Origin of the sequence: Curtobacterium sp. P97 (assembly GCF_023712445.1) — a bacterium.
Classification (GTDB): Bacteria; Actinomycetota; Actinomycetes; order Actinomycetales; family Microbacteriaceae; genus Curtobacterium.
On sequence record NZ_JAMAYF010000017.1, the window covers coordinates 42,914 to 57,489 of the forward strand.

Here is a 14,576-nt window from a genome sequence, read left to right on the forward strand (position 1 = left end):
CCCCGATTCGGCGGACCGACGTCTGGGTGACCCCTGGCCGAGTGCGGACAATCCCCCGAGGGCCTCGGGTCGATGACACGTCACCGCATAGCGTCGTCGCCATGCGAACGACATCGACCTCCATCGGCCTGACCGCGCTCCGCATCGTCCTCGGCGTGGTGTTCACCGCGCACGGCGCCCAGAAGTTCGCGCAGGGGATCCCCGGCGTCGCGCAGGGCTTCTCGGGCATGGGCGTCCCGCTCGCCGAGGTCGCGGCACCCCTCGTCGCCGGCCTCGAGCTCGTCGGCGGGATCCTGCTCGTGGTCGGCGTCGCGACTCGGGTCGTCGGACTGCTGCTCGCGGTCGACATGGTCGTCGCGGGCCTGCTCGCCCACGCGACCGCGGGGTTCTTCGCCCAGGACGGCGGCTTCGAGTACGTGCTCGTGCTCGCCGTCGCCTCGCTCGCGATCGCCCTGACCGGGCCCGGGCAGTTCTCGCTCGACGCCCTCGTCCTGCGCTCGGCACGGCGGAAGCGGGGCGTGCCGGAGCCGCTCGCGGCGTGAGCCCTGGTCACCTCTCCGACCGGCCGACGGGGGACGCCGATGGGCAGGTGGGGAACGGGGTACATGGTAGAGTGATCGGCAGATTTCAAACCACGAACCGTTCGGTTCCCCGGGTGGCAACCATGCACCCGCCAGGACCGGACCAGAGCCGATCACGAGGGGGTCACGCATGGGGCGCGGCCGTCAGAAGGCAAAGCACACCAAGGTCGCCCGGGAGCTGAAGTACTTCAGTCCGGACACGAACTACGGTGCGCTCGAGCGAGAGCTCTCCGCCGGGCAACACTCGGACGAGAACTCCTACGTCGACCGCTGGGCTGACCAGTACGGTGAGGAACCGGGCGACGACGAGGACGAGTTCGAGCCCCAGCAGGACCAGGACAAGTCCGCCTGACCCGGACCGTCGACGCCGCGCACCCTCCGGGGTCGCGCGGCGTCGTCGTGTGCGCGGGCTCCGGCGGTCGGCGGGCACGTCCAGCTCGCTGGGCTCGAGCCCTGGTCGCACGACTTGCCACTCACCTTCGACATGAGCGGCAGTTCGCGCGACCCGAACGATCGCACGCGGCAGGTCGTGCGACCAGGACGGCCGCGCCGGCACCGGTGGAACATCGCCGACGCCGGCCCGAGCGGGTCGACCTCGCCGCACCACCGCACGCGGCGGCGAGCTTCGGTCGCAGGACTTGCCGCTCACCTTCGACATGAGCGGCAGTTCGCGCGACCGGAACGACCGCACGCGGCAGGTCGTGCGACCAGGACGGCCGCTCCGGTACCGGTGGAACATCGCCGACGCCGTCAGCTCGGCGCAGACGGTGACGCCGCGCGACCGCACGACGCCGTCAGCTCGGCGCGACCGTACGACGCCGCGCGGCCGACGAGGTCGGGGCGGTGCGCCTCAGCCCGCGTAGGAACCGACGAGCCGGACCGCTCCCCCGTCGACGCCCTTGGCGCCCTGCTCGAACCCGTCCAGGTCCCGCGCCGAGGTCGACACCGTGCCGACCGTCCACGCGGGCAGCCCTGCGGCCCGCAGGTCGTCGAGCACCGCCGATGCCGAGGACGCCGCGACGACCGCGAACATCCCGATGCCGAGGTTCCAGGTGCCCTCGGTGTCCTCCACCGGTGTCCCCGCCATGTCCGCGAGCACCCGGAACACCGTCGGGGGCGTCCACGTCGAGCGCTCGACCTCGACCCAGGTGCCGACGGGCAGCACCCGCGCGAGGTTCGCGGCGATGCCACCACCGGTGACGTGGGACAGCGAGTGGACGACGCCGGGTCGGGCGTCGAGCAGGTCGAGCAGCTGCGCGGTGTACAGCCGGGTGGGCTCGAGCAGGGCCTCGCCCACCGAGACCCCCGCTCCGAACTCCGGCAGCTGGTCGGTGTAGCCGATGCCCTTGCCGGACAGGATGTGCCGGACGAGCGAGTACCCGTTCGAGTGCAGCCCGGAGGACTCGATCGCCACGACGACGTCGCCGTCCTCGACGAGGTGCGCGCCGAGCTGGCGTCCGGCCTCGACGACACCGGTCGCGGCACCCGCCACGTCGTAGTCGTCCGGCCCGAGCAGCCCCGGGTGCTCCGCCGTCTCGCCGCCGACCAGGGCGGTCCCGGTCGCCGAGCAGCCGCGGGCGATGCCGGCGACGATGTCGGCGATGCGGTTCGGCACGACCCGGCCGCAGGCGATGTAGTCCGTCATGAAGAGCGGCTTCGCGCCGACCACGACGATGTCGTCGACGACCATGCCGACGAGGTCCTGGCCGATCGTGTCGTGCTTGTCGATCGCCTGCGCGATGGCGACCTTCGTGCCGACGCCGTCGGTCGACGTCGCGAGCAGCGGACGCTCGTAGTCCTTGAGGAACGAGACGTCGTAGAGCCCGGCGAACCCGCCGACACCACCGAGCACCGATGGGTTGTGGGTCGCCGAGACGGCGGACTTCATGAGTTCGACGGCCAGGTCACCGGCGGCGGTGTCGACACCGGCGGCAGCGTACGGGTTCGGCATGCGTGGTCCTCCGCGGAGCATGGCAGACTTGTTCGGTACCACCCGATCCTACGGTCTGGAGCACTCCGCGAATGTGCGGCATCGTCGGCCTCGTTGCGCAGGGGCCCGTCAACCAATCCATCTACGACGCCCTGCTGCTCCTGCAGCACCGGGGCCAGGACTCGACGGGCATCGCCACGGTCGAGGGTCGCGTCCACCACATGCACAAGACGCGTGGGCACGTCCGTGAAGCATTCCGCACCCGCGACATGCGTGCCCTGCTCGGCACGATGGGCCTCGGACACGTCCGGTACGCCACGAAGGGCGTCGCGAGCAACGAGGAAGAGGCCCAGCCGTTCTACGTGAACGCGCCCTACGGCATCGTGCTCGTGCACAACGGCAACCTGACGAACACCCGCGAGCTCACCCGCGAGCTGTTCGACATCGACCGCCGTCACCTCAACACGACGAGCGACACCGAGCTGTTGGTCAACGTCCTGGCGCACGAGCTCCAGGGCCAGGTCCGCGGCAGCGAGCTCGACGCCGGTCAGGTGTTCGACGCGGTCGAGCGCGTGCACGAGCGCGTCGAGGGCTCCTACGCCACGATCGCCACGATCGCCGGACACGGCCTGCTGGCGTTCCGCGACCCGTACGGCATCCGACCGCTGATCCTCGGCCACAAGTTCGACGAGGCCGGGCAGCCGGAGTGGGTCGTCGCGAGCGAGTCCCTCGTGCTCGAGTCCGGCGGCTACGAGGTCGTCCGCGACATCGCTCCGGGCGAGGCCGTGTTCATCGAGATGAACGGCCAGATGCACGCCCGCCAGTGCGCGAAGGACCCGCGCCTGGTGCCGTGCTCGTTCGAGTACGTCTACCTCGCGCGTCCCGACTCCGTCATGAACGGCATCTCGGTGTACGACGCCCGCCTCCGTCTCGGCAACCGCCTGGCCGACACGATCGCGCAGTACGCCCCGACCGGGGACATCGACGTGGTCATGCCGATCCCGGACTCGTCCCGACCCGCGGCCATGCAGGTCGCGCAGAAGCTCGGCATCGACTACCGCGAGGGCTTCTTCAAGAACCGCTACGTCGGCCGCACGTTCATCATGCCCGGGCAGGCGGAGCGCAAGCGTTCGGTGCGCCAGAAGCTCAACGCGATGTCGTCCGAGTTCAAGGGCAAGAACATCCTGATCGTCGACGACTCGATCGTCCGCGGCACCACGAGCCGCGAGATCGTCGAGATGGCGCGAGCAGCCGGTGCGAACGAGGTCACGTTCACGAGCGCCGCTCCCCCGGTCCGGTACCCGCACGTGTACGGCATCAACATGCCGACCCGCGCCGAGCTGATCGCGCACGACCGGAAGATCCCGGAGATCAACCGCGTGCTCGGCAGCGACCACCTCATCTACCAGGAGGTCGCGGACATGCGTGACGCGATCATCGAGGGCTCGGACGTCACCGACCTCGAGATGAGCTGCTTCACCGGTGAGTACGTCACCGGCACGGTGAGCCCGGAGTACCTGTCGTGGGTGGAGGCGAACCAGCTCAGCTGAGTCGCGTCGCCACGGCGACCACGGAACGGACGGGAGGCTCCCCACCAGCTGGTGGGGAGCCTCCCGTCCGTCGTGCGGTGCAGACCGTCAGTGGTCGGTACGTTCCGCGGGTCCGCCCGCGTCACCGTGCTCCTCGACCTCGCCGTCGACGGTCTCCTCGGCCGGCTCGACCTCGACGCGCTCCGCCGTCAGGCGGGCGGCGCGGCGGGCGAACACGCGGTCGAGGACGATCGCCACGACGGCCCCGACGAAGGCGCCGATCGTGACACCCCAGAGCGAGAAGTAGCCGACCAGCGTGCCGAAGTCGGCGTCCTGCTGGTCGCCGCGGTCGATGTCCATGGTGAGCGTCACGACCAGCAGGGTCGCGAGGAAGCCGAGCACCGCGCCGCCGACGATGAACACGCCGAACTTCGGTGCGCGGCGGATGGTGACCTCGTCCGCCGAGCTGACGGCGCTCGGAGCCGGCGTCGCGGCCGGCGCTGCCGGGCGGTCTTCGGGTCGGTCGGTGTCGCTCACCCGACCATTGTCCCCCACTGTGGGACGTCCGTCGGCCTGTTGCGCGTCGACCGATCCAGGGCATGATGTCCCTACCGGTCGGTATCCACGGAACGCAGTCCGTCGGACACCGACCACCCGGTCGAGGACGATGTCGGAGCCCGGGAACGGGATCCGTGAGCCGGGGGGAGCAGGCGGACGACCAGGAACGGGAGGTGACGGGGTGCACGAACAGTCCGTCCGTGGGCGTCGCCGCCCCCGCACGCCCGGACGTGTCCCGTGGCCGATCGTGCAGCGCCGCGAGGAGGACCGCGCGGTCTCCGTCGTCGCCGAGCACCGCTGGAGCGTCGCGATCGTCGGCGCACCGGGGCTCGGCAAGACCTCCACCGCCGCCCGTGTGACCGACCGCGTCGCTCGCCGTGACCCCACCGGTCGCACGGTCGTCGTGCCGATCACCGCGGTCGAAGCCGGTCGCTCGATGCCGTTCGGTGCCGTGGCGGACCGCTTCGGTGAGCTGCCGGCGGCCCTGGCGGACCTGGTCGACGACGCCTCGGCCGCACGCCGCTTGCGCGAGACCGACGACCTGGCCGACCGCGACGTCGTGCTGCGCGTCGACGACGCCGACCACCTCGACGCCATCTCGGCTCGGTACGTCGCCTGGCTCGTCCGCGACCAGGGTGCGCGGCTCGTGCTGACGTGCCGCGACTTCACCGCACTGTCGGAGCCGCTCCGCGCACTGTGGCAGGACGACCTGCTCGAGCGCATCGACCTCGCCCCGCTCGACCTGCACGAGACCGGCGAGGTCGTCGCACAGGCACTCGGCGCGCAGCTCGAGACCGCCTCGACCGAGCGCGTGCACCGGGCGACCGCCGGCAACCCGCTGTACCTGCGCGAGGTCGTCCGCGCGGCACTGACGTCCGGGGCACTCGACCAGACCGCGACGGGCTGGTACTGGCGCGGCCGGGTCACCGCGTCGAACAGCCTGGCGGACATGTACCGCACCGAGCTCGGCGCGCTGCCCGAGGACCTCCGTGACGTCGTCGACATCGTCGCGCTCGCCGACCCGATCCCGCTCGTCCGACTGCTCGGGATGGTGTCCGGCGGCGATGTCGACCGGGTCGTCGCGCTGGGCCTGGTCGCCGTCGACTCCGCCGAGGACGGCACGAGCATCGTCCGGTCGTCCCACCCGCTCGTGGGCGAGGTCGTCCGTGGCCTCGTGCCGGTCGCGCGGCGCACGGCACTGTTCGCGCGCGCCAACGCCTTCCGGACCGCCCGGCCGGAGGGAGCGCCGCCCGCCGCCCGGCTCCGCGCCGCGCTCTGGTCGCTCGAGTGCGGTGTGCTGCCGTCGGTCGGCCAGCTCATCGACGCCACCCAGGTCGCCGTCCGGCTGCAGGAGCACGAGAGCGCCGTCGCCCTGGCCTCGGCCGCACTGCGCACCGCGCTCACGGCCACCGAGCGGGTCACCGCCCTCTGCCTGCGGTCCATCGCGCACTCGTACAGCACGGGTCGTGAGGCCGGTCGCGCCGACGCGGAGGCCGCGTGGGACCTCGCCCGGAAGCGCGCCGGCGAGATCGACGACGCCGTCGTGGTCGAGGCGTGCGAGACACTGGCGAACATCCGGCAGTTCCACGACGACGACGTCGACGCCGCCGTGGCACTCTCCGAGGCCCTGGCGCCCCTCGTCGGTCCGGAGACGGCCGAGCACGTCCGGCTGCTCCGGCTCGCCCACCTGGGTTGGGGCGGTCGGTTCGCCGAGGTCCGGGCGGAGATCGAGCGGTCGCGCATCCTCCAGCAGCCGACCGTGCCCGTGTCGCTCCTGTGCCTCGCGCCGTGCGTCACCATGGCACTCGCGACCGAGGGCCGGCTCGAGGAGGCCGCCGCGTTCGCGCGTCGGGCGATCGCCACCGCCGTCGAGCACGTCGAGGCCGCCCCGTGGGGCGTCGGCGAGAACGTCTCGGTGCTGCACCAGGTGCAGGTCTGGCGCGGGGACATGGCCGACCTGGTCACCGAGATCCCGGTCCGACGCGGCAGCCCGTTCCTGAAGTACGACTTCACGCTCGAGCTGATCGGCCTGGGCAACCACGCGATCGGCCAGCGACGGTGGGACGACGCGATCGCCGCGTTCTCGGCGGCGTGCGAGCGCTACGACGTGGCCGACCACGGCGGGTTCGCTGCCTACCCCTGGGCACGACTGGCCATGGCGTACGCGTACGCCGGCGACACCGAGCGCGCAGCGGCGGCGCTCGAGCGCGCCCGCACCACACCGGGCCGCGCGATGCGGATCACCGGCGAGCAGGTGGCGGTGTCGATCGCCTGGACCGAGACGGTGCTCGGCAACCCGGCCGGACTCCGACACGCGGACGAGATCATCGAGCGCAGCACCCGTGACGGGTCGTGGCTGCACGTGATGTACGCGGTGACGCAGCACTACACGCACGACATGACGTCCGGGCGGGACACCACCGCGTCGCTCGCCCGCATGCGCGAAGCCGCAGCGCGCGTCGACGGTCCCCTCGCCCGCGCGGTCGTCGAGTACGCGGACGCCGAGCTCGCCGGCGACCGGACGCGGGTCGTGGCGGCGCAGGGGGTCCTCGCCGCGCACGGGATGGCCGTGTCCGCCGGTCTGGTCCGCCCACCGCTGACGAACCGGGAGTACGAGGTCGCGGAACTCGCGGCGCAGGGCCTGAGCAACCGGCGGATCGCGGAGACGCTGAGCCTGAGCGTGCGGACGATCGACGCGCACATGTCGCGGATCTTCGCGAAGTGGGACGTGCACGCGCGGTCGGAGCTGGTGGAGCTGCTCGGCGCCCGCTGACCACGCGTCGGCGTCCTGATGGTCGTCCGGCGGCGTCCTGAACCGCCTCGGAAGCTGACGCAGGGTCAGGAAAGGTCCCCGATGGGACCGCGATCGTTGCGGTTTGCAGCACGACTCGCCGTACCGGTTGACAACGAAGGCAGCATGTCGCGTACCTTGAACCCTGTCGCCGGGTTCGGACCCGTTCGGGTCGGGTCCGAATCCCGGCGACTTCGACGTTACGCGGGTGGTCCTGTCGGTCACATCGGTAGGACCTACCTAAGTCGGTGAGTCAGGCTGTACGACCCGGCCGAGCGCCCCGGCTGCCGGGTCACCCGGCCGCGCGACCGCAGCGGCGCGACCGGCGTCAGACCGCGGTACGGACCGGCAGGAACGCCGTCAGGTCGGCCCGGGAGCCGGACGCGCTGACCCGCGACGCCGCCAGGGCCTCGTCCCACCGCAGCTCGCCCAGCGCCAGGGCCAGCCAGGTCGTGGCGTCGGTCTCCACCACGTTCGGCGGGGTCCCCCGTGTGTGCCGTGGACCGGGGACCGCCTGCACCGCGGCGAAGGGCGGGACGCGGACCTCGACGCTGTTGCCGGGGACGTCGTCGGCCAGGCGCTGCAGGGTCCACCGCACCGCGGTCGCGACGTCCGACCGGACGGTCGAACCCGCGCGCACGGCGGCGAGCGCGGAGCGTCCTGCGGCGTCCTCGATCCTCTTCGGCGGCATGTCCACAGGCTAGCCGTCGCATCGCGGACGGCGTGTCGCGCTCGGTAGGCTTGCCGCGTGCGAATCCTCGTCCTCGGTTCCGGTGCCCGCGAGCACGCGATCATCACGGCCCTCCTCGCAGAGCGGGCCGGACACGTCATCACGGTGGCCCCCGGCAACGCCGGCATCGCCGCCGACGTCGAGACCGTGTCGCTCGACCCCACGAACGGCGAGCTGATCGCCGAGTACGCGATCGAGAACGGCGTGGAGCTCGTGGTCGTCGGGCCCGAGGCGCCGTTGATCGCCGGGGTCGCCGACCCGCTCCGGACCCGGGGCATCCCGGTGTTCGGCCCGAGCCGTGCGGCCGCCCAGCTCGAGGGGTCGAAGGCGTTCGCGAAGCGCATCATGGCCGAGGCCGGGGTCCCGACCGGACGCCCCGTGTACGCCGGCACGGTGGACGAGGCCGTGGCCGCGATCGACGAGCTCGGGGCACCGTACGTGGTCAAGGCCGACGGGCTCGCCGCGGGCAAGGGCGTCCTGGTGACCGAGGACCGGCAGGCGGCCGTCGACCACGCCACGTACTGGCTGCAGCACGGCCGCGTGGTGGTCGAGGAGTTCCTCGACGGCGAAGAGGTCTCGCTGTTCTTCCTGAGCGACGGGCACGACGTCCGGGCACTCAGCCCCGCACAGGACCACAAGCGCCTGGGCGACGGGGACACCGGTCCGAACACCGGCGGCATGGGCGCCTACTCCCCGCTCCCGTGGCTCGCCGAGCGGTGGGAGTCCGAGCAGGCGTTCGTCGCCGAGGTCACCGAGCTCGTGGCGCTCCCCACCGTCCGTCGACTCGAGCACGAGGGGACGCCGTTCATCGGCCTGCTCTACTGCGGGCTCATCGTGACCGAACAGGGCGTCCGCGTCATCGAGTTCAACGCCCGCTTCGGCGACCCGGAGACCCAGGTCGTGCTCCCCCGCCTGACCACGCCGCTCAGCGCCCTGCTGACGGCGGCCGCGACCGGACAGCTCGCGTCGGCTCCGCAACCGGCGTTCAGCACCGACGTCGCGGTCACGGTGGTGCTCGCGAGCGAGGGCTACCCGGAGAACCCGCACACCGGTCGGGTCATCACCGGCATCGACGCTGCCGAGGCGCGCGAGGGCGTGTCCGTGGCGCACGCCGCGACCGCCGTGCTCGACGACGACCTCGTCGCCACCGGCGGCCGGGTGCTGAGCGTCGTCGCGACGGGCACCGACTTCGCACAGGCCCGGGAGCGCGCCTACGCCGGACTCGGCGACATCGCGCTCCAGGGGGCGCAGTACCGCACCGACATCGCCGCGAAGGTCGCACGGTGACGGCCGTGTCCGAGCTGCCCGGCTGGCGGCACGTCTCGTCGGGCAAGGTCCGCGAGCTCTACGTGCCCGCGGGCGTCGACGACGTCGCGAGCGCGTCGGAGCTGCTGCTCGTCGCCTCGGACCGGGTCAGCGCCTACGACTTCGCACTCGAACCCCCGATCCCCGGCAAGGGCGAGCTCCTGACACGGCTGTCGCGCTTCTGGTTCGACCGCATCGCGGACGTCCCGAACCACCTGGTCGACCCCGGTGCCGGCGGGACCCCGGTGCCGGAGTCCGTGGCCGCCAGGTCCATGCACGTGCTGCCGCTCGCCATGTTCCCGGTCGAGTGCGTCGTCCGGGGGTACCTGGTCGGCAGCGGTTGGGCGGAGTACCGCGAGACGCAGAGCGTGTGCGGTGTCCCCCTGCCCGCGGGGCTGTCCGAGGGCGACCGCCTGCCAGAGCCGATCTACACCCCGGCCTACAAGGCGCCGCAGGGCGAGCACGACGAGAACATCTCCTTCGAGCAGACCGTCGAGCTCGTCGGGCGCGAGGACGCCGAGGCCCTCCGCGACCTGTCGCTGCGCGTCTACGGTGAGGCGGCGGCGATCGCCCTCGAGCACGACGTCGTGATCGCCGACACGAAGTTCGAGTTCGGCCGCGACACCGACGGCACGATCCGGATCGCGGACGAGGTCCTGACCAGCGACTCCAGCCGCTACTGGGACGCCCGCTCCGGCAGCCGCACGGACTCGTTCGACAAGCAGATCGTGCGCGACTGGCTCAGCGCGAACTGGGACCGTCAGGGCACCCCGCCGGTGCTGCCGGCGGAGATCGTGGACCGCACGGCCGCCCGCTACGCGGAGCTCATCGAGCGCCTCGGCGCCTGACCGCCGGGCCGGCGTCGCGGCCCGGCCGGGTGCGTCCCGCCACGCGTCCGCCGATCACGGATCGCGCCCCGGCACGGACGTCGCGCCCTCGCACGGACGTCGCGCCCCGCCACAGCAGGGTGTGTCGTCCGCAGCGGAGCGCGACGTGACCGGGTGCCGGCCGGGAGGCGCGTGGCGGGGCCGCCGCGCGCCTCCCGTCCGACCACATGACGACCGACGACCGACGACCGCCGGTCGCCGGTCGCCGTGGCTCAGTCGCGGACGAGCACGACGACCGTCAGGTCGTCACCTGGGTCGTGCTCGAGCGCGCGGGCGCGGACCCGACCCAGGAACGCGTCGATCTCGGGCTCCTCGCGCCACAGGGCCCCGAGCCGGGACAGCGACTGCAGCGTCGAGTCCCAGAGTTCGAGCGCACCGTCGCTGACGAGCACGAGGACGTCACCCTGCTCGAGCACGAGCGACCCCGACGACCGGGTGAGCCCGGCCGGGTGCAGGCCGATCGGCAGGTCGTTCGACAGGAGCGTCCGTTCACGGCCGTCCGCACGCATCTGCAGGACGAGGCCGTGCCCGGCGTCGACGAAGTCCATCCGCCCGCTGGTCGGATCGAGCCGGCCGTGGAACATGGTGGCGAACGACTCGGCACGGCCGAGGTCCGGCGCGACCTGCTCGTCCAGGGCGGCGATCGCCCGCCCGGGCTCCTCGTCCGGCCGCGCGAGGAGCGCTCCGCGGATCGTCGCCGCCAGCAGCCCGGCGGACATGCCCTTGCCCATCACGTCCGCGACCGTCAGGTGCAGGGCGTCACCGGCGAGGTGCCACTCGTGCAGGTCGCCGGAGACCACCCCGTGCGGGACCGACATGCCGCCGATCCGGTACCCCGGCACCGTGACCGGCGTGGGCTGCAGCCCGGCGAGGACGTTCCGGAGGCGGTCCTCGTCCGCGCCGGCCGCGAGCTCGCGCTCCGCCCACACGCCGAGCTCCTCGAGCAGCGCCAGGTCGTCGGGCTCCAGCGTCCGGGGCTGCGGGTCGACCAGGCAGAGCGTGCCGACCTTGACGTGGTCGTCGCCGACGCGGAGCGGCACACCGGCGTAGAAACGCACGTTGGGGTCCTCGACGACCATCGGCATGTCGGCGTACCGGTCGTCGGCGCGGGCATCCGGTACGACGATCGGACCGGCCTGGTCGAGCGTGCGGCCGCAGAACGTGTCTCGGAGCGGGATGGTCGGCCCGAACACGGCGTCGCTCTGCTGCGACTTGATGGTGAGGACCTCGGTGGCGGCGAGGTTGAGGAAGGAGCCCGAGACACCGAACGCCTCGCGGGCGATCCGCGTGATGCGCTCGAAGCGTTCCTCGGGCCCGCCGTCGACGACGTCGAGCGCGGCGACGAGGGCCGCGCGGCGGACGGCGTCGGGCGATGATCCGGCGGAGGTCGGTGAGGTCCCCTGGTGCATGCCCTCCACGCTACTGGTCCGCCGTGGGAGCGCCCCTCCCCAGAACGGTGGACCCGGGAGCGCGCGACCGGATCCGCCGGACACGCGCCTCCGTCGGACGCGCGTACCCTCGGCACGGTGATCCGTCGTGCTCCGCTCGTGCTCGCCCTCGGCGCTGCCGCCGCGCTCTCGCTGACGGGGTGCGGCGCCCACGACTCGACCGGGCAGATCTCGGTGACCGTGTCGTCGAACGCTGCGGATCGCCCCTACGAGGTGAAGGTCTTCGCCGCGACCGGCAAGCTGTCCGAGCACCAGCGGGTGTTCCCGGGAGGCACCGCGGACTTCGCCGGGGTCCCGCTCGGCGACGTCACGGTGCGGGCCGGCGACCTGTGCTCCGTCCGGACGATGGTGTCGGGCGACGACGTCACGCGGGTCACGCTCAGCACGACCCGGCTGCTGACCGGCCACCGCGTCCGGCCGACCCGGCTGCAGGCCCGTCCACCGCGCTGCGCGGGATCCCTCACCGCGGGTCGGGCACCGCGTCCCACTCCTCGCCGTACCGGCCGAGCACGCTCCACCGCGTGACCGGCCAGGTCACGACGAACGCCCGGCCCACGACGTCGGCCGTCGGCACCGTCCCGTGGATGCGCGAGTCGGCCGACTCGTACCGGTTGTCGCCCATCACCCAGATCCGCCCCGCGGGCACGGTGACGTCGAAGTCCTCCGCCGAGACACGGTCCACGTCGGACGGCCGGACCACGTACGGCTCGTCGACCGCGTGGCCGTTCACGGACAGCCGTCCCTGGGCATCGCAGCACGACACCCGGTCGCCCGGCAGCCCGATCACCCGCTTGATGAGGTCGTCGCCCTGCTCGCTGGTCAGCCAGTCGCCCGGGTCGCGGAAGACCACGACGTCGCCCCGGCGGAGCGGCGCGACGCCCGGCACGAGCTCGTTCACCAGCACGTTGTCCCCGATCAGCAGCGTGCGCTCCATCGAGCCCGACGGGATCGAGAACGCCCGCACCAGGTAGGCCTTCACCAGGAAGGACGCCAGCAGCGCGACGACCACGATGACCGCCAGGTCGCGGACGAAGCGCCACCCGGACCGCACCGGTCGTCCGGCACGCGACTCGTCGGTCTGCTCGCTCAATGCGTCACCACCACCTTCACCAGGCCGATCACGAAGGCCACCGCGGCGAGCACGATGCCACCCCAGAGCCCGAGGAACGTCGGACGCCGTCCGCTGAACCGCTGCAGGAACACCCCGACCATCCCGATGCGGACGACGAGGATGACGATCGCCGCGGTCTGCGCCCACTGCGCCGGCAGCCAGTCCGCCCACGCGACGGCGTAGAGCACCGCGGGGATGAGGCCGGAGGTCGCGATCGGGTTCGCGTCGCGCAGGATCGCCCCGATCGTCTCCCGGTGCTCGGCGTCGTCACCGGTGTCGCCGATGGTGTGCGCCACGAGGTGGGACAGCACGTGCGCCAGGTACGTCAGCACCGCCGTCGCGAGCACCGTGAGCACCGCTGCCCCGTGCTCGATCTGCTCCGGCCCCACCGCGATCGCGACCGCGAGCACGGTGATGTTGCCGTAGATGTACGACGACATGCGGTCGCGCAGACGGTCGACCGGGAAGGTCGCCAGGTCGGGTCGGCGGGAGGGCGGCATGCTCCCATCCTGGCCCTGCCGCGCCGCGCCGGGCCGACGGGATCCCGTGTGCGATGCCATCCTGGTCGGGCGACGCACCGACGCGTCGCCCGGACGGGAGGCACGACCCATGACCCACGGACCGCTCACCAGCAGACCGCTCGCCCTGGTGACGGGCGTCGGCCGCCGCGCCGGGATCGGTGCCGCGATCGCGACGCGGCTCGCCGCCGACGGTTGGGACCTCGCCCTCTCGTGGTGGGGGCCGTACGACGCGCGCGTGCACGGCGCGGCCGACCCCGACGGGGTGGACGCGGTGGTCGCGGAGGCCGAGCGTGCGGGGGCACGGGTGACGCGCCTCCCGGTCGACCTGGCCGACCCCGAGCAGGCGGCCGCGCTCGTCGGCCGCGCCGAGGCAGAGGCCGGCGTGCCGGTGACCGCCGTGGTGATGTCGCACTGCGAGTCGGTCGACTCGGACTTCGCGACCACGACGGTGGAGTCGTTCGACCGGCACCTGGCGGTGAACGTGCGCGCGCCGTTCCTCGTCGTGCAGGCGTACGCGCGGCGGCTCCGCGAGGGTGCAGCCGTACCGGAGGACCGCCGTCGCATCGTCGCGCTGACGAGCGACCACGTCGGGTTCAACCTGCCGTACGGCACGAGCAAGGGCGCACTCGACCGGTTGATCGTCGGGGCTGCCCTCGAGCTCGGTGACGTGCGGGTGAGTGCGAACCTGGTGAACCCGGGCCCGAACGACACCGGGTGGATGACCGACGAGATCCGCCGGGCCGCCGTCGCGCAGACCCCGCTCGGGCGCCCGTCGATGCCGACCGACACCGCGGCGCTCGTCGGGTTCCTGCTCGGGCCGGACGGCGGGTGGGTGAACGGCCAGTTGCTCAAGACGGACGGCGGGTTCAGCGCGAAGTAGCGCGCGGACCGATTTGGTTGACGCGTCAACCAAATCGGCGCACACTGGTGCCATGCACACGCAGGACCTCCTCGCCGCGGACACCGGGATGGGCGCCGTCACGCTCCGGGTCGCCGACCTCGACACGATGGTCGCCTACTACCGCGACGGCGTCGGCCTGACGGTGCTGACGAACGCGGGCGGGACCGCCGTGCTCGGTCGTGGGTCGACGCCGATCGTCGTCCTCGAGCACGCCCCCGCGATGCGGCACGCCGCTCCGCACGAGGCCGGGCTCTTCCACACCGCGATCCTGTTCGACACGCAGG

Annotated in this window: 15 protein-coding genes; 9 read left to right on the forward strand and 6 right to left on the reverse strand. The window is 72.6% G+C overall.

The annotated features are described in order from the left end of the window. Nucleotides 1–101: 101 nt before the first annotated feature. Both M3677_RS15595 and M3677_RS15600 read left to right on the forward strand, forming a co-directional pair. Nucleotides 102–542: a DoxX family protein gene (locus M3677_RS15595; RefSeq protein ID WP_251160994.1), complete on the forward strand. Its 441-nt coding sequence runs from the start codon at nucleotides 102–104 to the stop codon at nucleotides 540–542. A gap of 169 nt (nucleotides 543–711) precedes the next feature. After that, nucleotides 712–933, forward strand: a complete 222-nt coding sequence (locus tag M3677_RS15600; protein WP_066652157.1) for a DUF3073 domain-containing protein — start codon at nucleotides 712–714, stop codon at nucleotides 931–933. A gap of 498 nt (nucleotides 934–1,431) precedes the next feature. On the opposite strand, the gene purM is transcribed toward M3677_RS15600, so the two are convergent. Further along, on the reverse strand, nucleotides 1,432–2,532 hold the full coding sequence (gene purM / locus M3677_RS15605) for a phosphoribosylformylglycinamidine cyclo-ligase (protein WP_251160995.1): 1,101 nt from the start codon (nucleotides 2,530–2,532) through the stop codon (nucleotides 1,432–1,434). Between the two features lie 71 nt (nucleotides 2,533–2,603). On the opposite strand from purM, the gene purF reads away from it, so the two are divergent. Next, nucleotides 2,604–4,061, forward strand: a complete 1,458-nt coding sequence (purF, locus tag M3677_RS15610; protein ID WP_066652154.1) for an amidophosphoribosyltransferase — start codon at nucleotides 2,604–2,606, stop codon at nucleotides 4,059–4,061. Between the two features lie 87 nt (nucleotides 4,062–4,148). Here the strand turns inward: purF and M3677_RS15615 are convergent, their stop codons facing one another. After that, nucleotides 4,149–4,577, reverse strand: coding sequence for a hypothetical protein (locus M3677_RS15615; RefSeq protein ID WP_251160996.1), 429 nt, complete (start codon nucleotides 4,575–4,577; stop codon nucleotides 4,149–4,151). Nucleotides 4,578–4,779: 202 nt separating this feature from the next. Between M3677_RS15615 and M3677_RS18515 the strand changes: the two genes are divergently transcribed. Then, on the forward strand, nucleotides 4,780–7,371 hold the full coding sequence (locus M3677_RS18515; protein ID WP_251160997.1) for a LuxR C-terminal-related transcriptional regulator: 2,592 nt from the start codon (nucleotides 4,780–4,782) through the stop codon (nucleotides 7,369–7,371). 346 nt (nucleotides 7,372–7,717) lie between these two features. Here M3677_RS18515 and M3677_RS15625 read toward each other — a convergent pair whose 3' ends face one another. After that, complete coding sequence (locus M3677_RS15625) at nucleotides 7,718–8,080, reverse strand: sterol carrier family protein (protein WP_066657743.1); 363 nt, start codon at nucleotides 8,078–8,080, stop codon at nucleotides 7,718–7,720. A 57-nt stretch (nucleotides 8,081–8,137) separates the two neighbouring features. On the opposite strand from M3677_RS15625, the gene purD reads away from it, so the two are divergent. Both purD and M3677_RS15635 read left to right on the forward strand, forming a co-directional pair. Continuing rightward, nucleotides 8,138–9,406, forward strand: a complete 1,269-nt coding sequence (purD, locus tag M3677_RS15630) for a phosphoribosylamine--glycine ligase (RefSeq protein ID WP_251155374.1) — start codon at nucleotides 8,138–8,140, stop codon at nucleotides 9,404–9,406. A 5-nt stretch (nucleotides 9,407–9,411) separates the two neighbouring features. Then, the gene (locus M3677_RS15635) at nucleotides 9,412–10,272 is read left to right on the forward strand and encodes a phosphoribosylaminoimidazolesuccinocarboxamide synthase (protein ID WP_066657742.1); all 861 of its coding nucleotides are present in this window, start codon (nucleotides 9,412–9,414) and stop codon (nucleotides 10,270–10,272) included. A 251-nt stretch (nucleotides 10,273–10,523) separates the two neighbouring features. Here the strand turns inward: M3677_RS15635 and M3677_RS15640 are convergent, their stop codons facing one another. Then, nucleotides 10,524–11,720, reverse strand: a complete 1,197-nt coding sequence (locus M3677_RS15640) for a PP2C family protein-serine/threonine phosphatase (RefSeq protein ID WP_251160998.1) — start codon at nucleotides 11,718–11,720, stop codon at nucleotides 10,524–10,526. 117 nt (nucleotides 11,721–11,837) lie between these two features. Here M3677_RS15640 and M3677_RS15645 point away from each other — a divergent pair, with 117 nt between their 5' ends. After that, nucleotides 11,838–12,284: a hypothetical protein gene (locus M3677_RS15645; RefSeq protein WP_251160999.1), complete on the forward strand. Its 447-nt coding sequence runs from the start codon at nucleotides 11,838–11,840 to the stop codon at nucleotides 12,282–12,284. Here M3677_RS15645 and lepB read toward each other — a convergent pair. Together lepB and M3677_RS15655 are read right to left on the reverse strand one after the other, a co-directional pair. Continuing rightward, nucleotides 12,220–12,849, reverse strand: a complete 630-nt coding sequence (lepB, locus tag M3677_RS15650; RefSeq protein ID WP_066652147.1) for a signal peptidase I — start codon at nucleotides 12,847–12,849, stop codon at nucleotides 12,220–12,222. The two genes, M3677_RS15645 and lepB, sit on opposite strands and share 65 nt — an antisense overlap. Next, nucleotides 12,846–13,370: a hypothetical protein gene (locus M3677_RS15655; protein WP_209684029.1), complete on the reverse strand. Its 525-nt coding sequence runs from the start codon at nucleotides 13,368–13,370 to the stop codon at nucleotides 12,846–12,848. The genes lepB and M3677_RS15655 overlap by 4 nt, the downstream gene beginning before the upstream one ends. Before the next feature lie 109 nt (nucleotides 13,371–13,479). On the opposite strand from M3677_RS15655, the gene M3677_RS15660 reads away from it, so the two are divergent. Both M3677_RS15660 and M3677_RS15665 read left to right on the forward strand, forming a co-directional pair. Next, a complete protein-coding gene (locus tag M3677_RS15660; RefSeq protein ID WP_066652145.1) occupies nucleotides 13,480–14,271 on the forward strand; it encodes an SDR family oxidoreductase in 792 nt (263 codons plus the stop codon). Nucleotides 14,272–14,323: 52 nt separating this feature from the next. Continuing rightward, a partial coding sequence (locus M3677_RS15665) for a VOC family protein (RefSeq protein ID WP_368859916.1) occupies nucleotides 14,324–14,576 on the forward strand: 253 nt, incomplete at its 3' end.